The organism is Paractinoplanes deccanensis (assembly GCF_016862115.1).
Taxonomy (GTDB): Bacteria; Actinomycetota; Actinomycetes; order Mycobacteriales; family Micromonosporaceae; genus Actinoplanes; species Actinoplanes deccanensis.
Window position 1 is genome coordinate 116,201 of the sequence record NZ_BOMI01000165.1, and the last position, 22,028, is coordinate 138,228.

Annotated in this window: 18 protein-coding genes; 7 read left to right on the plus strand and 11 right to left on the minus strand. The window is 73.7% G+C overall.

The genetic code is table 11. From position 1 onward, the window contains the following. The first annotated feature begins 229 nt into the window (after nt 1-229). Nucleotides 230-1,057 (plus strand): DUF389 domain-containing protein, encoded by an 828-nt coding sequence (locus Ade02nite_RS39985; RefSeq protein ID WP_203775354.1) that lies wholly within the window; start codon nt 230-232, stop codon nt 1,055-1,057. A gap of 99 nt (nt 1,058-1,156) precedes the next feature. Here the strand turns inward: Ade02nite_RS39985 and Ade02nite_RS39990 are convergent, their stop codons facing one another. Beyond that, nucleotides 1,157-1,699: an Rv1733c family protein gene (locus tag Ade02nite_RS39990; protein WP_239169389.1), complete on the minus strand. Its 543-nt coding sequence runs from the start codon at nt 1,697-1,699 to the stop codon at nt 1,157-1,159. Nucleotides 1,700-1,788: 89 nt separating this feature from the next. On the opposite strand from Ade02nite_RS39990, the gene Ade02nite_RS39995 reads away from it, so the two are divergent. After that, entirely contained in the window at nt 1,789-2,292 is a 504-nt protein-coding gene (locus tag Ade02nite_RS39995; RefSeq protein ID WP_203775358.1) for a hypothetical protein, read from the plus strand. Here Ade02nite_RS39995 and Ade02nite_RS40000 read toward each other — a convergent pair. Genes Ade02nite_RS40000 through Ade02nite_RS40020 form a run of 5 tightly spaced genes read right to left on the minus strand, consistent with a single transcriptional unit; the run spans nt 2,273 to nt 9,025 of the window. Next, entirely contained in the window at nt 2,273-3,013 is a 741-nt protein-coding gene (locus Ade02nite_RS40000) for a metallophosphoesterase family protein (RefSeq protein ID WP_203775360.1), read from the minus strand. The two genes, Ade02nite_RS39995 and Ade02nite_RS40000, sit on opposite strands and share 20 nt — an antisense overlap. Further along, entirely contained in the window at nt 3,010-3,846 is an 837-nt protein-coding gene (locus tag Ade02nite_RS40005) for a class II glutamine amidotransferase (RefSeq protein WP_203775362.1), read from the minus strand. Before Ade02nite_RS40005 ends, Ade02nite_RS40000 begins: the two co-directional genes overlap by 4 nt. Next, nucleotides 3,771-5,756: an alkaline phosphatase family protein gene (locus Ade02nite_RS40010; RefSeq protein ID WP_203775370.1), complete on the minus strand. Its 1,986-nt coding sequence runs from the start codon at nt 5,754-5,756 to the stop codon at nt 3,771-3,773. The genes Ade02nite_RS40005 and Ade02nite_RS40010 overlap by 76 nt, the downstream gene beginning before the upstream one ends. After that, entirely contained in the window at nt 5,756-6,337 is a 582-nt protein-coding gene (locus tag Ade02nite_RS40015; RefSeq protein WP_203775372.1) for an HdeD family acid-resistance protein, read from the minus strand. The genes Ade02nite_RS40010 and Ade02nite_RS40015 overlap by 1 nt, the downstream gene beginning before the upstream one ends. A gap of 57 nt (nt 6,338-6,394) precedes the next feature. Next, complete coding sequence (locus Ade02nite_RS40020; RefSeq protein WP_203775374.1) at nt 6,395-9,025, minus strand: winged helix-turn-helix domain-containing protein; 2,631 nt, start codon at nt 9,023-9,025, stop codon at nt 6,395-6,397. A gap of 165 nt (nt 9,026-9,190) precedes the next feature. Here Ade02nite_RS40020 and Ade02nite_RS40025 point away from each other — a divergent pair, with 165 nt between their 5' ends. Then, the gene (locus Ade02nite_RS40025; protein WP_203775376.1) at nt 9,191-9,625 is read left to right on the plus strand and encodes a DUF7144 family membrane protein; all 435 of its coding nucleotides are present in this window, start codon (nt 9,191-9,193) and stop codon (nt 9,623-9,625) included. Here Ade02nite_RS40025 and Ade02nite_RS40030 read toward each other — a convergent pair. The 5 genes from Ade02nite_RS40030 to Ade02nite_RS40050 form a co-directional block, all read right to left on the minus strand. Then, complete coding sequence (locus Ade02nite_RS40030; RefSeq protein WP_239169390.1) at nt 9,612-12,197, minus strand: winged helix-turn-helix domain-containing protein; 2,586 nt, start codon at nt 12,195-12,197, stop codon at nt 9,612-9,614. The two genes, Ade02nite_RS40025 and Ade02nite_RS40030, sit on opposite strands and share 14 nt — an antisense overlap. A gap of 76 nt (nt 12,198-12,273) precedes the next feature. Further along, nucleotides 12,274-13,722 (minus strand): alpha-amylase family protein, encoded by a 1,449-nt coding sequence (locus Ade02nite_RS40035; protein ID WP_203775380.1) that lies wholly within the window; start codon nt 13,720-13,722, stop codon nt 12,274-12,276. After that, entirely contained in the window at nt 13,706-16,411 is a 2,706-nt protein-coding gene (locus Ade02nite_RS40040) for an MGH1-like glycoside hydrolase domain-containing protein (protein WP_203775382.1), read from the minus strand. Before Ade02nite_RS40040 ends, Ade02nite_RS40035 begins: the two co-directional genes overlap by 17 nt. Nucleotides 16,412-16,440: 29 nt before the next feature. Beyond that, the gene (locus Ade02nite_RS40045; RefSeq protein ID WP_239169391.1) at nt 16,441-18,198 is read right to left on the minus strand and encodes a SulP family inorganic anion transporter; all 1,758 of its coding nucleotides are present in this window, start codon (nt 18,196-18,198) and stop codon (nt 16,441-16,443) included. Beyond that, a complete protein-coding gene (locus Ade02nite_RS40050; protein ID WP_203775384.1) occupies nt 18,195-18,704 on the minus strand; it encodes a DUF1269 domain-containing protein in 510 nt (169 codons plus the stop codon). Before Ade02nite_RS40050 ends, Ade02nite_RS40045 begins: the two co-directional genes overlap by 4 nt. A gap of 175 nt (nt 18,705-18,879) precedes the next feature. On the opposite strand from Ade02nite_RS40050, the gene Ade02nite_RS40055 reads away from it, so the two are divergent. The 4 genes from Ade02nite_RS40055 to Ade02nite_RS40070 form a co-directional block, all read left to right on the plus strand. Beyond that, nucleotides 18,880-19,077 (plus strand): DUF8691 family protein, encoded by a 198-nt coding sequence (locus Ade02nite_RS40055; protein WP_203775386.1) that lies wholly within the window; start codon nt 18,880-18,882, stop codon nt 19,075-19,077. Beyond that, the gene (locus tag Ade02nite_RS40060) at nt 19,053-20,192 is read left to right on the plus strand and encodes an AI-2E family transporter (protein WP_239169392.1); all 1,140 of its coding nucleotides are present in this window, start codon (nt 19,053-19,055) and stop codon (nt 20,190-20,192) included. Before Ade02nite_RS40055 ends, Ade02nite_RS40060 begins: the two co-directional genes overlap by 25 nt. After that, nucleotides 20,189-20,683, plus strand: a complete 495-nt coding sequence (locus Ade02nite_RS40065) for a DUF1269 domain-containing protein (protein WP_203775388.1) — start codon at nt 20,189-20,191, stop codon at nt 20,681-20,683. The genes Ade02nite_RS40060 and Ade02nite_RS40065 overlap by 4 nt, the downstream gene beginning before the upstream one ends. Continuing rightward, a partial coding sequence (locus Ade02nite_RS40070; RefSeq protein WP_203775390.1) for a DUF2252 domain-containing protein occupies nt 20,680-22,028 on the plus strand: 1,349 nt, incomplete at its 3' end. The genes Ade02nite_RS40065 and Ade02nite_RS40070, both read left to right, overlap by 4 nt.

Below are 22,028 nucleotides of genomic sequence, written 5' to 3' on the forward strand. Positions count from 1 at the left end.
CGCGGGACATCGTCCGGCAGGCATGACTCGCGCCCGCCCGCGGTGCCTCATCAGGCGCGGGTGAGGCCGTGCGCCGGACCACGCGGTCACGATCGGGGAACGGCGCCGTCGACCCTGAAGGAGCCCCGCCCATGTCCCAGAACCCGGCCGGTGAGGCTTCGCGGGGCCCGTCCTTCGAGGACCGCACCGAGGCCAAGGCGCTGCCCGGCAGTGCCGTCGTCGAGCCGTAGTGGCCGGCGGGGCGTGGCCCGGCATCCGCGCCTCGGCCGCGGACGTCGAGCGCATCACCGCGCGGCTGTTCCTCACGCGTGGCGACCCGCGGCGCAACCTCACCACGTTCGGGGTGCTGCTCACGCTGGCCGCGGTGATCGCCGCAGCGGGCGTGGTCGCCGACTCGACCGCGACCGTCATCGGGGCGATGATCGTCGCACCGCTGATGACGCCGATCCTCGGCACGGCCCTGGCGATCGTGCTCGCCGACCGGCGCCAGATCCTGGTCAATCTCGGCCTGGTGCTGGCCGGCACCGCGGCGGTCGTGGCCATCGCCATCTCGCTGGTCCCGCCCCTGGCCGTCGTGGGCCTCACGCTGGAGTCGGGCGCCTACGGCGAGTCGTTCGGCGCCCTGCTGCTCTTCGGCACCAACGTCGCCGCGATCATCGCCACCGGCCTGGCCATCATGCTCGGCGCCCGGCTGCGCGACGCGGCCGGGGAGGCCGGGCTGCGCGTCGGGGCGCTGGGCGCGAGGACCGTGGCGACCGTCGTGCTGTCGCTGGTGCTGGTGGCCGCTCCCCTGGCGTACGGCAGCTGGCAGGCCCTCCAGGAGCAGATCATCCTGTCCCGCGCCGAGCCGGTCGCCGGCCGGTGGGCGGCCGAGCAGGGCTGGCAGCTCACCGACATCCGGGTGGAGCGCGGCACGCTGCGCGTGGTCGCCATGGGCCCGCTGCCGGAGGCGAGCCGGCCCGCGCTGCGCCAGCAGCTGGACGACGCCGGCCTCGACGGTGTGGACGCGGTCGTCACGCTCGTGGTCGGCGGCTCGCGCACGCTGACCGCGGACTGACGCCCCGCGGGCGTCGCGTAGCTCGGGATCGCGGCCGGCGTCGGCGCCGCCACCTGGCCGAACGAGCCGGCGAGCACCACCCGCGCGTGGGTGCGGACGTCAGCGGCGGTCGCGGCTCCAGCGCGGGCCCACCTCGAGCCACTCGCGCTCCCACGCGCGGTAGCGGCGCCGGTCGATCAGCGCCCGGCCGATGCGGTGCAGCCCGGCCGTGGCCGCGGCGGCGCAGAGCACGACGGCGGCGCCGACCATCACGCCCTGGGCGGCGGGCTGCCGTTGCGGCGGGGGCTGGCGCGGCGTTCCGCGGTCGTCCGTCCAGATGCGGATCCGGCTGCCGGCCGCGTCGTCCGGCGTGACCGGCACGGCGCCCTCGCGCGGGCTGCCGTCCGGTGCCGTCCAGGTGGCCCGGGCGGTGAGGGTCGCTCCGGTGCGGCCGCCGACGGACGGCACCGGGTCGCCGCGCAGCACGGCCTGCACCTCGAAGGTGTGCTCGCGCTCCCAGCGCTGCGCCCGCAGGTCGGTGCGGTAGGCCTGCTGCCCGGCCCACCAGCCCAGCAGCGGCGCCCCGGCCAGGAAGGTCATGACCAGGGTGAAGACCATCAGGCTCTCCAGACGGTCCGAGGCACGGCGCAACTCGTTCGGCACATCCTCCAGCATCCCCGGGCCGGGCCGCGCGCGGGTTCACCCTCGCCGGATGAGTCCGCGCGGGGTGTCCGCGGGCGACGCTCGGGGGCATGACGCGCACCTGGATCCCGCTCAAGGTCCGGATCCGGCGGGAGACCGAGGAGGCGACCGCCTCCGGCATCTACGGGCTCATCGTCGGCGCCGCGGTCCTCGTCGCCGGGCACGGCGCGACCGCCCGGGCGGTCGTCGCCGCCGTGCTGGTGACGCTGGTGATCTACTGGGCGGCCGAGCGGTACGCCCGGATCGTCGCCGAGCGCATCCACCAGGGACACCGCCCCACCTGGCACACCCTGCGCGCCCAGCTGACCAGCGGCTGGGAGCTGGTCACGGCGTCGCTGCTGCCGCTGCTGGTGCTGCTCGCCGTGAAGATCACCGGCGCGACGCTGATCAGCGCGGAGATCGCCTCGCTCGGGACCACGACGCTGCTGCTCTGCATGGCGGGCTGGCGGATCGGCGCCGGCGGACGGCTGACGCTGAATGAGCGGATCGTCTCCACCGTGGTCGCCGGCGCGTTCGGCGCCAGCCTGATCGTCCTCAAGACGCTGCTGCACTGAGCCGTGGCACCTTCGTGGTCCGCCCGGTGTACCAGCCGCCGCCGTCGAGGTAGCGCTCCTCGACGGCGAAGAGGCCGCCGGACACCGTGATCAGGCTCCACGAGTGCGGCACGCCGCGCGTCCGGTGGCTGGTCGCGGTGCCGGCGACCACCAGGGTGCAGCCGTCGCCCGCCAGCACCCGCGGCAGGTGGGTGTGCCCGGCGAGCACCAGGTCGGGCCGGCCGGCGCGCACCACCCGGCGCCAGCCCGGCAGCCATCCGGCAGACGGCGGGTGGTGCAGCGCGAGCACGCGGACGTCGCCGGCCGGTGCCTCGCCCAGCGCCCGCGCGGCCAGCCCGGCCTGCCGGTGGGTCAGCCGCCCGTTCTTCCATCGCCAGCGCGGCATCGACTGCAGGCCCAGGGCCGTCAGCCCCGGGATCCGGCGGACCGGGTCGAGCTCGTCGCAGATCCAGCTCCGGTATCTGCCGTACGGGTCGAGCACGCGCCGCCAGCTCAGCAGCGGCAGGTCGTGGTTGCCGGTGACGACCAGCAGCGGCCGGGGCAGCCGGCCGAGCAGCGTGCGGGCCTGCCGGAACTCGCGGGTGCGGGCCCGCATCGTGCTGTCGCCGGTGACCACGGTCAGGTCCGGCCCGGCCGCCACCACGTCGGCCACCAGGCCGGCCGCCGCCGCCGGGTCGTGCGCCCCGAGGTGCAGGTCCGAGACGTGCGCGACAGCGATCAAGGCATGGCCGGCTCGAAGCGGCCCAGCTCGTCCTCGCCCTTCTGGATCACGCCCCAGCTCGCCTCGGGCACCGGTTGCCAGGCGCCCTCCAGGTCGCCGAGCGGCTCGGAGACGACCAGCCGGGTCTCGTCGGAGAGCCCGCGCAGCCGCTTGTCGTCCGGGTAGAGCTGGTGCAACGCGCTGATGTCGGTGCTGTAGAACAGCGACCGGCTGTGGCCCTCGCTGGAGTAGCGGAAGGCCCAGACGCGGTCGCCGTCGGTGGTCGCGACGGTCATCTGGAGAGGATCCGGCACGCCGTGCGCCCGCGCCACCGATTCGACGAGACCGGCCATCCGCTCCACCGCGGCGATCGGCCGGTCGCGCAGCGCGTACGTCAGGGCCAGGTGGAACATGACCTCCGAATCGGTCGAGCCGGCCAGCGACGGGTACAGGTCCGGGTCGATCGCCATCACCAGGTCGCGCTTGAGCCTGAGGAAGTCGCGGATCGAGCCGTTGTGGACCCAGAGCCAGTTCTCGTGCCGGAACGGGTGCGAGTTGGTCTGCTGCACGGCCGTGCCGGTGCTGGCCCGGATGTGCGCGAGGAACAGCGGCGACACGGTGGCGTGGGCGACCTCGCGGAGGTTCGCGTCGCTCCAGGCGGGCCCGACGCCGCGGAACAGAGCCGGGTCGGCCGGGCCGTCGAGCGGGTACCAGCCGACGCCGAACCCGTCGCCGTTGGTGGTCTCGACGCCCATCCGCGAGTGCATGCTCTGGTCGATCAGCGACCACTGGGGCTTGTAGAGGAGCTCTTCGAGGCGGATGGGTGTTCCGGAGTAGGCGAGCCAGCGGCACATGGGATGTTCCCTTCGTTGTCGAGCCAGGCGCGGAGCAGGTCGTGCACGGCGTCCGCGCCGGTCAGGCCGGCGGGCACGGGCCACTCGCGCGGGTGGATGAGCAGCGGCCGGTCCTGCCAGCCGCCGAGGCCGCCGTGGCAGCCGATCAGCTCCTCGAACGCGGCGACCTCCCCGGTGGCCGGCTCCCAGAGGCTGTTCACCAGCAGGTCGCCGGTGTGCGCGAGGCCGTCGTGGCGGCGCAGGTCGTCGGCGGCGTGCGGCCCGAAGCCGGCGAGCGGGTCGGCACCCTCGACGCGGTCGCCGTCGAGCAGCCGGCGGCCGCCGCGGCCCAGCACGACGGGGCCGTCGCGGCGCGAGCGGGCCATCACCCAGCCGACGCCGGGATGGGCGACCAGCCCGTCGACGAGCTTCGGGTGCCGTTCCTCGATCTCCTCCAGCGTGGCGCGCCCGGCCACGCGGGCCAGGTAGATCAGCGCCAGGTTGCCGGAGGCGGCGACCACGATCTCGGGCCGCGCCACCTCCGCCTCGTCCGGGCCGGCGCCGGACGTGGGCGTGAGGCCGGCGCGCAGCACCCGGGCGCGGCCCTCCTGCTCGTCCTCCTCGGGCGCGACCACCTCGCCGGCGGTCAGCTGATCCACGAGGTCCTCGAAGCGCAGGCCGAAGCGCTGGGCGAAAGTGGCGCCCTGGCTCTGCCCGTGGTCGGAGAGCACGACGAAGCGGTACGGCCGGGGCGCGGCGCGGGCCACCTCCGCCAGCGTGGCCAGCACCGCGTCCACGCCCTCGAGGGAGGCCAGGGCCTCGGGCCGGAAGGGGCCCGCGTGGTGCGCGATCTCGTCGTAGTCGACGAAGTCGCAGTAGATCGCCGGCGCCCCGCGCATCATGTGCTCGGCGACGAGCGCGAGGTTGAGGTGGCGCAGCAGCACGTTTGTCGCGCCGCGCAGCAGCACGTAGCCCCAGTCGCGGCCGATCCTCGGCTCCACCCCGCGCAGCCGGCGGCGCCGCGCCTGGTAGAGCTCCTTGACGATCTCGCCGACGGTCAGCACCAGCGAGCGGGTGAGCCCGAACGGGTCCAGCAGGTACGCGCTGACGTAGCGGTCGGGCCGGCGGCCGCCGCGGACCGTGCTCATGGTGAGCAGCGAGATGGGCGCGCCGCCGGAGAAGACGTTGCTGACGCTGACCCCGCCGTCCGCGAGCAGGGCGCCGGCGCAGCGCCGCTCGACCAGCGCGGCGTCCGCGGGCCGGTTGGTGACGATCAGGCGCCCGGAGTCCTTCTCGTACCAGCGGAAGGCCGGCACCTGGTCGCTCGCGCCGTGCAGCAGGCCGGCCTGGCTGGCCGGGGTCGTCGCGGGCAGCCGGGCGTGCCACTCGGTGAGCGTGTGCCCGGCGCGCAGCCAGCCGGCCAGCGTCGGGAGGTTGCCGGCCTCGACCGCCCAGCGGGCCAGCGGCGCCGACAGCCCGTCGATCTGGATCATCACGAGGCCGGGGGCCCGCGTGCGGGTCACGTCGCGCCGCCACCGGCGGTGCGCGCGGATCAGGTGCCGGGTGACGACGCCGGGCTGTCCCGCCGTCACCACCCAGAGCCCGAGGCTCATCAGCGTGGCGGCGATCCAGGCCGCCCAGAACGCCGGCCAGAACCCGTCGAGGTGGATGCCGGGCGACAGCTCCAGCACCAGATAGACGATCAGCGCCTGGGCGGCCAGCCAGCCGGCGACCACCCCGGCCCAGCCGATCCACGCCAGCAGGCCGGCCAGCGCCGGGCGGAGCACGGCGCCGAGCAGGCCGACCGCGACGGCGACGACCAGCACGTCCCAGCCGCTGCGGGCGCTGACCCCGGGCAGGACGGCGATCGTGACGCCGGTGGCCGCCCACCCGAGCCCGACGAGGGCCAGCGCGCGGGTGACCGCGCCCATCAGGGCGCCGAGCGGCGCAGGGAGAACGCGAGGACGATCTCGCCGAGGCCGACCACGATGCTGCTGATCCCGGTGAGCAGCACGAGCGCGGTCAGCGAGAGGCCGGGCGCGAAGAGCAGGATCATGCCGGCCACCACGGAGAGCAGCCCGACGCCGATCAGCCCCGCCCGGCGCACGCCGGTGGCACGGTAGGCGGCGATGAGCTCGGCGATCCCGCTGAGGATCCAGGTGGCGGCGAAGATCAGCGCCAGCACGGTGAGCCGGGTGACCAGGTCGCGCAGGCAGAGCAGGCCGCCGACCAGCACCACGATGCCCACGACGCCGGTGAGCACGTGCTCGCCGGCGCTCTTGCCCTCGCCGGGCACGAACGCGCCGACGACCCACGCCGCCCCGCTCATGAAGAGCCAGATCCCGACCAGCAGCGCCATGATCCGCAGGCTGATGTCGGGCCAGACGAGCACGGCGACGCCGAACGCCGTGCCGAAGACTCCGGTGACGAGCATGGCCCACCACGGGAACGGCTGGGAGCGCACCTCGGCGAGCAGGCCCTCCGGCCGCGTTCTGGTAGTTGCCTCGGTCATGTGCCCAGCGTCGGCCCCGGCACGCTCCCGGGCCTCATCCCCGGCGAGTGAGCGCGGTCAGAGCAGACCGGCCTGGCGGGCCTGGACGACGGCCTCGCGGCGCCGGCCGGCCCCCAGCTTGCGGTAGATCGAGCGCATGTGCGCCTTGACCGTGTTGACCGAGATGCCCAGGCTCTCGGCGATCTCGGCGGCGGTCAGCACGGTGGGCAGGAATTGCAGGACGTCGACCTCGCGCTCGCTGAGCGGGTCGGCCGTGGGCAGGCCGGTGATCATCGGGATCTCGCCGGTGATCTCGGCGAGCACGCCGTCGCCGCCGGGGCCGCGCGGCTCGGTCAGCCACTGCTGGCGGCCCGCGAGCACGGCCACCCGCTCGGGGTCGAGCCGGCGGAACGGGCGCCGGATCCGGTCGGGCTCGGCGGCGGCGAGCGCCTGCCCGAGCGCGTCGGCGGCGCGGCCGCTGCGGCCGTGCGCGTCGGCCGCGAGCGCGGTGAGGACCCACGCGTAGACGGCCGCGACGCGGTCCGAGCCCTCGCGGGCCCGCGCGAGCAGCGGCTCGGCCGCCTGGTGGTCGCCGAGCGCCAGGTGGGCGCGGGCGAGGCTGACCTGCTCGGCGGGGCTCAGCCGGACACCGGACGCGTAGCGCCGCACGACGGCCGCCGCGTCGCCGCACTCGATGTCGATCTCGGCGGCGGTCCGGTCGATCGACCGGTCGAGCAGCGGCGCCGACACCCACGGCCCGGCCTCGGCGTGCGCCCTGGCCAGCACCGCACGGGCGCCGAGCGGCTCGCCGCGATCGAGCAGCAGCCGCGCCCGCACCAGCGTGGCGAGCCCGGCGAGCACGGTCTCGGGCAGCTCGCCGACCGACTTCAGCGCCCGGCGCAGGGCCGTCTCGGCCTCCGCGTCGCTGCCGCGTTCCAGCTCGATCAACGCCTCGGCCAGGTAGGCGGGGGCGACGGCCGGGTGGGCGGTGGCGTCGATGCGCCGGGCCGCCTCGCGCGCCGAGGTGGCGTGCCCGGCGGCCTCGGTGAGCGAGCCGTGCCGGTGGGCCAGCAGCGCCAGGTGACTGAGCGCGTTGATCTCGACGAGCGGCATGCCGGTGACCCGGGCCGCCGAGGCCGCCGCCCACAGGTAGCGGTCGGCGTGGTCGAAGCGTCCCGTCCAGAGCAGGCCCGCGCCCTTGTCGTTGAGCGCGATCGCCCGGTACGGCAGGAGCGAGGGAACGTCGGCCGCGTCCAGTCTGGTCAGTTCGGCGAGCACCTGGGTCGAGCGCTCCACCAGCACCGCCATGTCGGCGCGCCGGCGCAGCACGGTGCCGGACTCGAGCACCGACACCGCCAGCTCGACCTGGGTGCGGTAGCCGGGGGCATAGGTCCGGAGCAGGCTGCGGGCGCGGGCCAGCCGGTCGGGGACCCCGGCGAGGTCGCCGTCCGCGTAGCGCAGGATCGCCGCGCAGAGCGCCAGCTCCGGGGTGTCGGCGAGGCGGCCGGGCGGGATGCGGCGCAGCACCTCGACCACCTCGGCGTGGTCGGCCGAGCCGAGCAGCGGCAGTCCATGGTCGACGACCAGCCGCCCGAGCAGGCCCCAGTCGCCGGCCGTGGCCGCGTGCGAGAGCGCGGTGAGCCCGTCGCCGCGCGAGCTGTACCACTGCGCGGCCAGCAGGTGCAGGCGCGGCACCTCACCCGGCTTGTTGAGGGTGGCGCGGTGCCGCAGGGCGGCGCGGAACAGCGGGTGGTAGCGGAACCAGCGGCCCGACCCGGTCCGCTCGACGAAGAGGTTCGCCGCCGCGAGCCGTTCGAGGATCTGCTGGCTGTGCTGCTGGCCGGTGAGCGCGTCGGCGAGGTCGCCGCAGATCCGGTCGGCGACACTGGTGCGCAGCAGGAAGTGCCGCAGGTGGGCGGGCTGGCTGTCGAGCACCTCGCGCAGCAGGTAGTCCTCCGCGGCCGCGGCCGGGCTGACGCCCTCGGGCGCGTCCATGGCCAGGCGCAGCCCGGCGCCCCAGCCCTCGGTGCGGCGCAGCAGCTCGGCGAGCCGCTCGGTGGGCAGCTTGTCGCCGGCGAGCGCGGACAGCTCGGCCGCCTCGGCGGCGCGGAAGGCGAGATCGCGCTGGCGGATCTCGGTCAGCTCGCCGGCCGCCCGCTCGCGGTGCAGCGGCAGGCCCGGCTCGGCGCGGGAGAGCAGCACGAATCGCAGCCGGCCGCCGGGCCTGCCGACCAGCCCGGCGAGGGTGGCCAGGGTCCGCTCGTCGGTGAGCTGGTGGAGGTCGTCGAGGACCAGGACGACCGGCGCGGGGAGCGTCGCGATGGCCCCGGCCACCCGGCGCGCGAACGCGGCGTCGTCCTCGGCGGGCAGCGGACCCGCCTCGGGCATCGGGTGCCCGGCCGGGACCGCCCCGGCGGCCCGCAACGCGAACACCAGCGCGGACCAGAACGCGTACGACCGGTTGTGCTCCGGCTCGCAGGCGAGCCAGGCGATCGGGCCGGTTGACCGGCGAGCCGCCGCCCACGAGCCGGCCAGGGCTGTCTTGCCCCAGCCCGGCCCGGCACAGACGAGGGTCACCGCCTGCCGCACGCCCTCGTCGAGCCGCTCGGCGAGGCGCCCGCGCCAGAGCAGCCGCAGGGGAAGCCTGGGACCGGCCGGACGGGCTGCGGTCACCGGCACGGGCCGGCTGCGCACCACAGGATCGCTCATCTCGCCTCCTCCGGCGGAGACGCCGCGTCGCGGCCTGACCTCCGCCACCGAAACACACCGGGCTCAGATGGGACAACCCCTCGGTATTCGCAGGGACCGCACAGCCCGGTCTCTCACCCCGCCGGTGTGAGGCGGCCGCCGGCCGCGCCGGGCCATGCTGTGCGGATGTCGAGCTACGCCACGGAACGACCCGCGAGCGCCGCGCCGGCGCCGGCGGCCACCGGATGGATCGGCTTCGTCGTCTTCGGCGGGTTGATCCTCATCCTCTCCGGCGGGTTCCAGGTGATCGAGGGGCTCACCGCGCTGCTGCGCGACGAGGTCCTGCTGGTCACGTCGGAGGCCCTGCTGATCGAGCTGAGCTACACCACGTGGGGCTGGATCCACCTGGTGATCGGGCTGGTGGCCGTGGCCGCGGGCTGCGGCGTGCTGGCCGGCCTGCTCTGGGCGCGCGTCGCCGGCGTCGTGATCGTCTTCCTCGCCTCGCTGGTGCACATCGTGTTCCTGCCGGCCGCCCCGGTGTGGGGCACGCTGGTGATCGCGATGGACGTTCTCGTGATCTACGCGCTGTGCGCGCACGGGCGCGACGTCAGATCAGATTGAGCTGGCGGGCCCGGCGCACGGCCTCGTTGCGGCGCGACGCCGAGAGCTTGCGCAGGATGCTGCGGACGTGCGTCTTGACCGTGTTGACCGAGACGTACATGCGGGCGGCGATCTCCTCGGTCGGCAGCATCTCGGCCATGCCGCGCAGCACGTCGAGCTCCCGCCGGCTCAGCGGCTCCACCACGGCCGGCGGCGCGGCGGCCGGGCCCTCCGCGACGGGTTCCGCGCCGAGCCAGTGGAACTGCTCGTCGGCGCGGAGCACCCGGCGCAGCTGGGCGCGGACCAGGTGCATCGGCCGCCGGTGCCCGTCGGGGGCGGCGACGCGCATCGCCCGGCGCAGCGCCTCGCGGGCCGCGCCGGCGTCGTCCGCGTCGGCCGCCAGCACGGCGAGCAGCAACCACGCCTCGATCGCCACCGGCGCCGGCACGCGGGCCGCGTCCGCCACGGTGCGGGCCACCTCGTGGGCGCGGATGGCGTCGCCGCGCGCGTGCGCCAGCGCGGCGTCCACCACGGCCACCTCGGCCGGCCGGGGCAGCGGGTAGGGCGCGAGGATCGCGGCCGCCTCGGAGACCTGGCCGGACCCGATCAGCAGACGGCAGTGGCCGAGCACGATCGCCGAGCGCAGCCAGGCCGGCGCCTCGGGCACGGCGCCGGCGGCCAGCGTGGTCAGCGCGGCCCGCTGCTCGCCGCGGGTCTGCAGGCGACGGGCCTTGACCAGGGTGTACGCGGCGGCGGCCAGCGGGTCGCCGGCGGCGCCGCAGAGCGGGTGGGCGGCGCGCAGGTGCCGGTCCGCGGCCTCGACGTCGTAGCGCTCCAGCGCGACCCAGGCCAGGGCGGCCTCGGCGGCGCCGGGGCCGGCCAGCCCGCACTGCGCGGCCAGGTCGAGCGCCTGCTGGGCGTAGGTCTCGGCGCGCCCGAGCCGGCCGCGGTGCGCCTCCAGCAGCGCCAGGTGCTTCAGGCAGTCCACCCGCAGCGACTCGCTGCCGGCCGGGGTGAGCGACGCGGCGTCGGTCAGCGCCTCCATGGCGCGGTCGACCATGCCGACGTCGCTGTGCGCCATGCCCTCGGCCGCCCGCAGCAGGGCGGGCAGCTCGGGGTGACGGGCCAGGCGGTCGGCCGGCGCCACCGACAGGAACGTGCGGGCGACGGGCACCAGGTCGTCCAGCCGCTGCGGGTCGGCGCCGCGCACGAGCAGCACGCGCATGAGGAAACAGGCCAGGGTGAGGCCGTCGCCGCAGGCGCTGCCGTGCAGGCTGAGCAGCTTGCCGGCGTAGGCGAGCTGTTCGGCGGCGCGGAGCCGGTCGCCGTCGCCGTACGCGATGGCGGCCCGCACCACGACCGTCTCGGGGTGGGCGAGGTGCTGGGGAAGCCCCGCGAAGAGCCGGCCCAGCCGGCCCGCGCTGCCCTCGATGACGAGCCGGGCCACGGCGTAGTCCTCGATGACCATCGTGGCGGCGGTGCTCCAGTCCTTCGCGCGGACCGCGTGCTCGACCGCCTCCTCCACCCGGCCGTGCTCGGCCAGCCACGCGGCGGCGCGCTGGTGCAGCTCGGCGACCCGGTCGGGCTCCGCCCAGGCGAGCTGGGCCTGGAGCAGCTCGGCGAACAGGCGGTGGTAGCGGTAGACGTGCGCCCCCTCGCCGACCGACTGGACGAAGGCGTTCTCGCGGGTCAGGCCGGACAGCAGCCGGGAGGCGTCGAAGCGCCCGGTCACCGCGGCCGCGAGCTCAGGGGTGAAGGTATCGAGCACGCTCGTCTCCAGCAGGAACCGCCGCACCTCGGGCGGCTGGAGGCGAAGCACCTCGGCCGAGAAGTACTCGGCGATCGTGGACTCGTCGCCGGTGATGGTCGCGATCAGGCTCTCGGCGTCGTCGCTGGCCTGCAGCGCGCAGGCGCAGAGGCGGATGCCGGCGGCCCAGCCCTCGGTGTGGGCGAGCAGCGCGCGCAGGCGTGGCTCGGCGAGCGCGACGCCGTGCAGGTCGAGCAGCCGGGTCGTCTCGGCCTCGGTGAAGGCCAGGTCGGCGGTGCGCACCTCGCGCAGCCTGCCGGCGAGGCGGTAGCGGTGCAGCGGCAGCGGCGGGTCCCACCGGCCGGCGAGCACGACCCGCAGGTTGTCCGTGTGCTCCAGGAGGAACTCGAGGCCGGTGGCCCAGCGGTCACCGGGCAGCTGGGAGACGCCGTCGAGGATCAGGACGACCGGGGTGGGCTGGGCTGCGAGCACCCCGGCGAGCCGGGTCAGCAGGGCTCGGCCGGCTCCCACGCCGGCCGCGGACGGCACGAGCTCGGGCACCGGCACGCCGGCCCGGCGCAGGCCCTCGACGAGGTAGACCCAGAAGGCGTCGTCGCTCTCCACAGTGATCCAGGCGATCGGCCAGTCGACCGGCCGTCCGCGAACCCAGGAAGCCAGCAGTTGGGTCTTGCCGCCGCCGGCGACGCCGGTGACGAGCGTGACCGGGCCCCGCACGCCCTCGGTCAGCCGGTCGCACAGCGCCGGCCGCTCCACCATGAAAGGCGGGGCGGCCGGCACGGCGAACTTGCTGGCCAGCACGGCATTGTCCGCGAAAGTCTCGAGCACGACTCTCACACTTCCCCGGGCTAGACCCCTGCACATCGTCCGATTCGGATAGACGTGACCGTGGGTGCCGCGGCCGCTACTCGAGGCTGAACACGTGGTGTCCCCACGGCGGCAGGCCGACGTAGAGCCCGTTGCCGGCCAGGTCGTCGCCGTCGCGGTCGAAGACCTGGCCGTCGACCAGGTCGGTCAGCCGCCACGACCGCCCGCCCAGATCGGCCCAGGGCAGGACGATCCGGGCCTGCGACGGACGGTCGGCGTAGTTGACGGCGACCACGTGCCGGGAGCCGGCGTCGCGCCACGACCAGGACAGGACGTCCTGGTGGCTGGGATTGTCGGGCCAGCCGCCCGGCTCCAGCAGCGTCCACTCGCCGCGCCGGGCCCGCTCCCCCGCCGCCACCACGCGCCGGAAGAAGTCGCGCAGCCCCGGCTCGTCCGGCTCCGCAGGGAAGCGCCCGAGGAAGACCGGCAGGCGCACCCGGCGGCCCTCGAACTGGCCGTCGTGCCACATCGTCGTGCCGGGCAGGGTCGCGATCGCCACCGCGGCGGCGCGCCCCCGGCCGCCGGGCAGCGCCGTCGCGGCCCGCGGCTCGTCGTGGTTCTCGGTGAAGCGCAGCAGCCGGTCCTGGTAGTCGAGGCCGGCGGTGAGGTGCTTGCGGACCGACCCGGCGTCCTCGTGGGCGAGCCGGTCGTAGAGGCGCTTGTCGTAGCAGAGGTCGAAGCCCTGCTGCTGGAGCGTCCACTCCATGTCCCAGTAGACCTCGGCGATCAGCGTGAGATCCGGGTGCCGCTCGCGGACCCGGCCCAGCACCGAGGGCCAGAACTCCTCGGCGGGGGCGGCGCCCACGTGCCGGCCCCACGTACGGCCGAAGATCTCGTTGGTGAGCAGCATGGCCATGTCGCAGCGGATGCCGTCGCACTGGTCGCCGATGCCGATGAGCACCTCGGCGGCCGCGTCCCGCAGGCCGGGCGCGTAGGCGTTGAGCTGGGCGACGTCCGGCCAGGCCGGGAAGTAGGGGTCCTTGCCGTGCGCGATGACCCGCCCGCCGGCGACGAACCAGCTCGCCGGATCGGCCGCCAGGTCCTCGCGGGTGCCCTGGACGAACCAGTCCGGGTGGTCGAAGACGGCCGGGTGGTCCGGGGCGACGTGGTTGGGCACGTAGTCGAGGACCAGCTCCAGCCCGCGCGCGGCCAGCTGCTCGCGCGCCGCGGCGAGGCCGTCCGGGCCGCCGAGGCGGTCGTCGACGCGGTAACGGCGCACGCAATAGGGCGAACCGACCAGGTCGGCGGGGGTGTAGTCGGGCAGCGCCTCGCGGAACGCGCGCTGGAGCCCCTGGTTGGCGACGGCGAGCTCGAGCCCGGCCGGGCTGCGCTCCCACACGCCCATCAGCCAGACCGCGTCCAGGCCGGTGGCGGCCACCTCGTCCCAGACCTCGCCCGGCACGTCGCCGAGGGTGACCGGGCGGTCCAGGCGGCGGCTCAGCCCGGTCAGCCACGGCCAGGTGAAGATCTCATACACGGCCTTCATGGCGGTCCTCCTCGTCGGGCTCGCGGCGCAGCACGCCGGCCATGCCGTTGTCCAGCAGCTCCTGCCCGCTCAGGCCGGCGAACAGGTTGGGGAACAGCGCCACCAGGCCGGTCCAGCCGGTCTGGTGGGCGGCGCCGAGTCCCGCGCCGTTGTCGCCGTGGAAGTACTCGGCGAACAGGATCAGATCCTTCCAGTGCTCGCTCGCGAAGATCGGCTGGCCCCCGTAGCAGGGCCGGTTGCCGTGCTCGTCGGGCACGAAGATGCGGGTGAGCCGGTCGGAGATCTCCCGGGCCACCTCGAACAGCGTCATGTGCACGCCGGAGCCGGTCGGGCACTGAACGGTGAAGGAGTCGCCGTAGCCGACGTACAGGTTGAGCAGGGCCCTGATCATCAGCGCGTTGACCGGGAACCAGACCGGGCCGCGCCAGTTGGAGTTGCCGCCGAACATGCCGCTGTCCGACTCGGCCGGCTGGTAGGTCACCCCGTACACCTGCTCGCCCACGCGGAACTCGAACGGGTGCTCGGCGTGGTGCTTCGACAACGACCTGATCCCGTACGGGCTGAGGAACTCCTCCTCGTCGAGCAGGCGCGCCAGGATCCGGCGCAGCCGGTTCTGCTCGAAGAGCGCCAGCAGCCGTTCGCCGTGCGGGCCCGGCGCCAGCCCGGGACCGATCAGCGCGCGCACCGCGGGATGCCGGTCGGCGAACTCCTGCACGCCCTTGACCAGCTCGGGACGGTGCTCGGTGAGGCGCGGCTCGTAGACGGTGGCGGCGGCGAGCGGCAGCAGCCCGACCATCGAGCGCACCTTGAGCCGCCGCGCGGAGCCGTCCGGCAGGCGCAGCAGGTCGTAGAAGAAGCCGTCCTCCTCGTCCCACATGCCCTCGCCGGCCGCCACGTGGTTGACCGCGACCGAGATCCAGGCGAAGTGCTCGAAGTAGGTCTGTGCCTGCTCCAGGTAGACCGGGTCGGTGACCGACAGCTCCAGCGCCATCTGGAGCATGGTCTGCGCGTAGAGGGCCATCCACGCGGTGCCGTCGGCCTGGTCGAGGTGCCCGCCGGTGGGCAACGGCGCGCTGCGGTCGAAGACGCCGATGTTGTCGAGGCCGAGGAAGCCGCCCTGGAAGATGTTGCGGCCGTCGACGTCCTTGCGGTTGACCCACCACATGAAGTTCTTGGCGAGCTTGTGGAAGGTGCCCTCCAGCCAGGCGTGGTCGGCGCGGCCGTTGCGCGCCTTGTCCACCTCGTAGATCAGGTAGGTGGCCCAGGCGTGCACGGGCGGGTTGACGTCGCCGAAGTTCCACTCGTACGCCGGGATCTGGCCGTTGGGGTGCAGGTAGCGGCGGCTGAGCAGCAGGTCGATCTGCTTCTTGGCGAAGCCCAGGTCGACGCCGGCGATGGCGACCGCCTGGAAGGCGAGGTCCCACGCGGCGAACCAGGGGTACTCCCAGGTGTCGGGCATGGAGAACACGTCGGACGCGGACAGGTGGTACCAGTCGCCGTTGCGCAGGGTGGACGCGCCGAGGGTGTCCTGGCCGTGCTCGGCGAGCCAGCGCTCCACGTCGTACTCGTAGTACTGCTTGCTCCACAGCAGCCCGGCCATCGCCTGCCGGGTGATCTTGCGTTCGGCCTCGCCCAGGCCGGGCTGGAGCAGGTCGGCGTAGAACTGGTCGGCTTCCTGCCGGCGCGCCTCCATGATCGCGTCGAAATCCGCGGCGTCCGCGCTCCCACGCTCCCTGCCCAACCGGACCCGAATGATCGACTCTCCACCGGGCGGAATCTCCATCGCGACGTCAGCGGCCGCTTTGGTGCCGACTCTTTCCGGATTCACAGCTTCTTTCTCGCCGTGGACCACATACCGATCAAAGGCATCCTTGACGTACGGCGTGCGGTTCGCGCCGCCGAACAGGCGCTCGTTGTTGGTCTCGTTCTCGGTGAAGATCAGCGGATGGTCGCCGAGGCACTGCCACCAGCGCTCCCCCAGCTCGGGATGGTCGATCCGGATCGCGCCGTTCTCCTCGCGCAGGCCGGGCCGCGCCGCACCCTCGTCCCACGACCACGTGTTGCGGAACCACACGGTCGGCAGCAGCCGCAGCATCGCCGGGTCGGGACCCCGGTTGGCCACGGTGATCCGCGCGAGGACGTCCTCGGGCCCGTCCTTCGCGTACTCCACCGTCACGTCGAAGTAGCGGTCCTCGGCGAAGATCCCGGTGTCGAGCAGCTCGTACTCGAAGGCCCTGCGGTCCCGCTGCCGGTTGGTGGCGACCAGATCGTTGTACGGGAAAGCGCGCTGCGGATATTTGTAGACCATCCTCATGTACGAGTGGGTCGGCGTCCCGTCGACGTGGAACCAGTACTCCTTGACGTCCTCGCCGTGGTTGCCCTCGCCGTTGGTCAGCCCGAAGTAGCGCTCCTTGAGGATCGGGTCGTTGCCGTTCCACATCGCCACGGCGAGACACAGCAGCTGCCGGTCGTCGCTGAAGCCGGCGATGCCGTCCTCGCCCCACCGGTAGGCCCGCGACCGTGCGTGATCGTGGGTGAAGTACGACCAGGCGTCGCCGCCCGCGCTGTAGTCCTCGCGGACGCCGCCCCACTGCCGGTCGCTGAGGTACGGTCCCCACCGCCGCCAGGCCGTCGCGTTGATGTCGGCATCGTGCAGGCGCCGCGACTCGGCGCCGGAAGAGTTGGCCATGCGGCCAGCGTCGGCTTGATCACTCTGCGTCACAACACCCGGGGAGGATGACTCCACGCCGCGCCGGTCTCGCGCCGGTACGCCGCCACCGCGTCGTCGACGGTGGGGAAGAAGTGCTCCGCCGCGATCTTCTTGGTGAGCTTGTACCGGTCCAGCTTGGCCCGCACCGGGCTCTTCATCTCGGCGAACACCAGCGCGATGCCCGCGGCGTCGAGCTCGGCGTCGACCTCCTCCAGCATGTCGGCCGCCGTCGTGTCCACATCGGTGATCGGCTCCGCCGCCACGACGATCCACTTCGGGGCCGGGTCCGCGTTCGCGATGTGCCGAATCTCCTCCCGGAACGTGCGCGCGTTCGCGAAGATCAGCGGCGCGTCGAAGCGGAACAGCACCAGGCCCGGCAGCAGCTCGGCGCCCGGGTAGTCGCGCACGTCGTGGAAGCCGTTGACCCCCTCGGCACGGCCCAGCGTCGTCCGGTACGGCCACCAGGCGCGGCGGAAGACGTTGAGCACCGACAGCGCCACCGCGAACGCGATGCCGGGCAGCACCCCCAGCACGGCCACCCCGAGGAACGCCGCGACCGCGAGCGAGAACTCGACGCGCCGCTGCTTCCACAGCCGGCGCAGCCCGGGGAAGTCCGCGAGCGAGGCCGACGCCGCGATCACCACCGCCGCGAGCATCGGCTGGGGCAGGTCGCGCAGCAGGCCCGGCACGAGCACCAGCATCAGCGTGATGGCCGCCGCGCCGACCAGCCCGGTCACCTGGGTGCGGGCGCCGGCCTGGAACGCGACCGCCGTGCGCGAGCCGCTGGTGCTGACCGGGAAGCCCTGGAACAGCCCGGCCGCGAGGTTGGCGGCGCCGATGCCGGCCATCTCCTGGTTGCCGCGCACCTCCTGGCCGCTGCGAGCGGCGAAGGCCGACGCCGTCGAGATCGTGTCGGTGACCGAGACCAGGGTGATACCCAGCGCGCCGGCGGCCAGCAGTCCCAGCTCCGACCAGCTCACCGTGGGGATGGTGAACGGCGGGAAGCCCTGCGGCAGCGGGCCGACCAGCTCGACGCCGCGCTCCTCGAGGTCGAAGACGGCCACCGCGAGGATCGCCAGCACGACGGCGACGAGGATGCCGGGCACCTTCGGCAGCCAGCGGCGCAGCACCACGATCACGGCCAGGCCGCCCAGGCCGATCGCCAGGGCCGCGGGCACGGTCTCGCCGTTCGCCACGCCCTCGGCAAAGCCGGCCGCCTCCTCGAAGAGGCCGTCGCCGTCGACCGAGAAGCCGAACAGCTTGGGCAGCTGGCCGATCAGGATGGTCAGCGCCAGCCCGTTCATGTAGCCGAGCTGGGTGGGGTGCGAGAGCAGGTCGGCCACGAAGCCGAGCTTGGCGACCGCAGCGATGGTCATGAACGCGCCGACCAGCAGCGCCATCACCGAGGCGAGCGCCACCGCCTTCTCCGGGTCGCCGCCCGAGGCCACGATCGGGATCACCACCGCGGCGATCATGGGGCCGAGCGAGGAGTCCGGGCCGAGCACCAGCACCCGCGACGGGCCGAAGACCGCGTAGGCGACGAGGCAGAGGATCGACGTGTAGAGGCCGGTGATCGCGGGCAGGCCGGCGAGCTCCGCGTACGCCATGCCCTGCGGCACGAGCAGCGTGGTCAGCACGATGCCGGCGATCAGGTCGCGGGGCAGCCACGCGGGCTTGTAGGTCGCCGCCACCCGCAGACCGGGGATCCACTCGGTGCGCGGACGCCGCCCGGCGGTGCGGGCGGCGTCCGGTGGTGTCGATGTCACTGGAGGGTGGCCGACTGCTCGCCCTTTCCGTGCAGCGCCTCCTGGAGCTCCGCCTCGGTCTCCTTCGAGAGCGACGACTTGATCACGGTGCCGCCGAACTTGCTCAGCGCCTCGACGGCCTTGTCCGGGGTGACCTGCTCGATGACGAGGAACAGCGCCGACGTGCCGGGCTGGAGCTGCTCACGGATGCGGTCCTGGAAGTCCTTGTTGATGGCGTTCTTGGTCAGCTTGCCGGTGAGCGCGCCCAGGCCGGCGCCGATGGCCATGCCGAGGACCGGGATGAAGAAGAGCATCCCGAAGAGCAGGCCCCAGAACATGCCCCACGTCGCGCCGCCGCCGACGGCGTGGTGGTTCGTGGTGACGTGGTACTTGCCCTCCTTGTCACGGATGATGACCGCGATGGCGTCCGGCTGCAGGATCAGATCCTTGGACAGCCGGTCGGCCTCCAGCGACGCCGCCGTCGCGGTGGTCTCGTCGGGGTACCCGATGGCGACCAGAGTTGCCATGATTGACCTTCCCCTTCGTACCCAGTGATGACTGTCGTGGCCGCCGTGGCGGCGACCCGATCAGTCAGCCACGCCGCACCGGGAGCGCGGCTCATCTCGCGAGGATGAAACTCCCCGGCCGTTCATCCCCACCGGAGGAAGGCTCCGGCGCGGCCATCGGTCAAGGTCGTGAGGTATGGAGCAGTACGAGTTCCGGGTCCGCGGTTTCCTCGGCCCCGTGCTGCGCATCGCCCTCGGCGGCCTGCGCGCCCGGGCGATGCCGCGGCAGAGCGTCATTCAGGGCCGCCTCTCCGAGAAGGATCTGGAACGCCTGCTGGAGAGGCTGGACAGCTCCGGTGTGGAGGTGCTGTGTCTGAGCCGGGTCCCGCGGTGATGCCCCGGGGCGTCGTCGTCCTGCTGGGCATGGCCGGCCTGGTCGTCGTGGTGGCCGGCATGCGCGGCATCGCCGGGCTCATCGCGCCGGTCCTGCTCGCCCTCATGCTCGCGGTCACGGTCAGCCCGCTCACCGAGTGGCTGCGCCGGCGCGGGGCGCCGGGCTGGCTGGCCGCGCTGGCCACGATCGTCGTCGTGTACGTCGTGCTGTTCGCGCTCGGCGGCGCCCTCTTCGTCTCGGCCGCCCGGCTCATCGACCTGATCCCGCAGTACCAGGCCCAGTTCGCCGACCTGCGCGACGACCTGGTCAGCGGCCTCGCCGGGCTCGGCGTCACCAGCGACCAGCTCCAGAAGGCCCTGGCCGGCATCGACGCCGGCAGCGTGCTCAACTTCGTCGAGATGCTGCTGGGGGGCCTCGCCGGGGCGCTGTCCAACACGGTCTTCCTGCTCGCGGTGCTGCTGTTCATGTGCCTGGACACGGTGGACTTCCCGCGCCGCCTGCTCTCCACGGTCGGCGAGCGGCCCGCCGTCGTGGGCGCGCTGCGCTCGTTCGCCCACGGCACCCGCCGCTACCTGCTGGTCTCCACCGTCTTCGGGCTGATCGTGGCGGTCTTCGACACCACCTTCCTGTGGCTGCTCGGCGTGCCGCTGCCGCTGCTGTGGGGACTGCTGTCGTTCATCACCAACTACATCCCGAACATCGGCTTCGTCATCGGGCTGATCCCGCCGGCGCTGCTCGGGCTGCTGCAGGGCGGCCCGGACCTGATGCTCGCGGTCATCGTCATGTACTGCGTCGTCAACTTCATCATCCAGTCGGTGATCCAGCCCAAGATCGTGGGCGACGCGGTCGGCCTGTCGGCCACCGTCTCGTTCCTGTCGCTCATCTTCTGGGCCTGGGTGCTGGGCGGGCTCGGCGCCCTGCTGGCCATCCCGCTCACGCTGCTCGCCAAGGGCCTGCTGATCGACATCGACCCGAGCACACGCTGGGTCAACGCGCTGCTGTCCAACTCGGTGCCGGCGCCCGTACCGGCCGAATCGCCCCCTCCGGATGAGGCGGGGCCCGAGCAGCGGAACGGACGATGGCGGCGTCCCCGATCCGCGAGGAGCACCCCATGACCACCTTCACGGTGTGGAAGTTCGACGATCCGAAGCGCGCCGAGAGCGTCTTCGGCATCGTCAAGGAGGCGGCCGGCGATCACCTGATCCACATCGTCGACCACGCGATCGTCAGCTGGCCCCAGGGCGCCGAGAAGCCCGACGTCCACCACTCGCACGACAGCGCCCGGCACGGCATCGGCTGGGGCGCGTTCTGGGGTGTCGTGGTCGGCGGCCTGTTCCTGATCCCGATCGTCGGCGGCGCCGTCGGCGCGGGCATCGGCGCCCTCGCCAAGGCCACCGAGGGCACCGGCATCTCGAAGGAGCAGCTCGAGAGGATCCGTACCCAGATCACCGAGGGCACGTCGGCGCTGTTCCTGGTCACCGACAGCGGCAACCTCGACCGGCTCGGCGAGCGCTTCCGCGGCGAGCACAGCCAGCTCATCGCCACGAACCTGACCGAGGGCGAGAAGGAGATCCTGCTCGAGACCTTCAGCGACGCCAAGTCATGAACCCGTCGGAGCGTGCCGCCGCCGGGCGCGCCGCCCGCGCACAGGCGCCGTTCGGCGTCCACGAGGGCTTCACCCCGGCGGACGGCCGTCCCGATCCGGTGGCCGTGCTGATCGAGCAGGAGCAGAACCGCCTGCCGGAGCTCCTGCCGATCCGGCACGCCCGGATGTCCGCCGACCCGTTCGCGTTCTACCGGGGCAGCGCCGCGGTGATGGCGGCCGACCTGGCCGCCGCGCCCTCCTCCGGCCTGCACACGCAGCTCTGCGGCGACGCCCACCTGGCCAACTTCGGCATGTTCGCCTCGCCCGAGCGGCGACTCGTCTTCGACCTCAACGACTTCGACGAGACCCACCCCGGCCCCTTCGAATGGGACCTCAAGCGCCTCGTCGCGAGTCTCGCCCTGGCCGCCCGCGCCAACGGCCTCAAGCGCAAGGAGCGCGCCGTCATCACCGGCGGGACCGCCCGCGCCTACCGCGAGGCGATGGCCTCCTTCGCGACCATGCGGGAGCTCGACCTCTGGTACGCCCACGCGGCCGTCGACGAGCTGCAGACGCGGCTCGACAAGACCCGGGCCAAGAAGGTCGCGGCCGCCGGCGCGAAGGCCCGCGCCCGCACGAGCCTGCAGGCCTCCCGCAAGCTCACCGAGATCGTCGACGGCCGCCCGCGCATCGTCGCGGACCCGCCGCTGCTGGTGCCCCTGCGCGACCTGGTCGACGACGCGACCGACCTGGAGACGCGGCTGCCCGAGCTGCTCGCCGAGTACCGCGACTCGCTGCCCCACGACCGCCGCCGGCTGCTCGACGCGTTCACCTACGTCGACATGGCCCGCAAGGTGGTCGGCGTCGGCAGCGTCGGCACCCGCTGCTGGATCGTGCTGCTGACCGGCCGCGACCACGACGACCCCCTGCTGCTCCAGGTCAAGGAGTCCGGTCCGTCGGTGCTCGCCGACCACGTGAAGCCGAACGGGGCGCCCGGATGGGCGAGCCACGGGCAGCGGGTGGTGCACGGCCAGCAGCTCATGCAGGCGGTCAGCGACATCTTCCTGGGCTGGCAGAGCTACAACGGCCGCGACTTCTACGTGCGCCAGCTGCGCGACTGGAAAGGCTCGGTCGACCCGGCCCAGCTCAAACCGGAGGGCCTGCGCCTCTACGGCGAGATCTGCGCCTGGACCCTGGCCCGGGCACACGCCCGCGGCGGCGACCGCATCGCCATCGCCGCCTACCTGGGCTCCAGCGACAAGATGGACCGCGCGCTGGTCCGCTTCGCCGAGGACTACGCCGACCAGACCGAACGCGACCACGCCGCCTTCACGGCCGCCGTCGCCTCCGGCACCCTCGCGACCGCCCT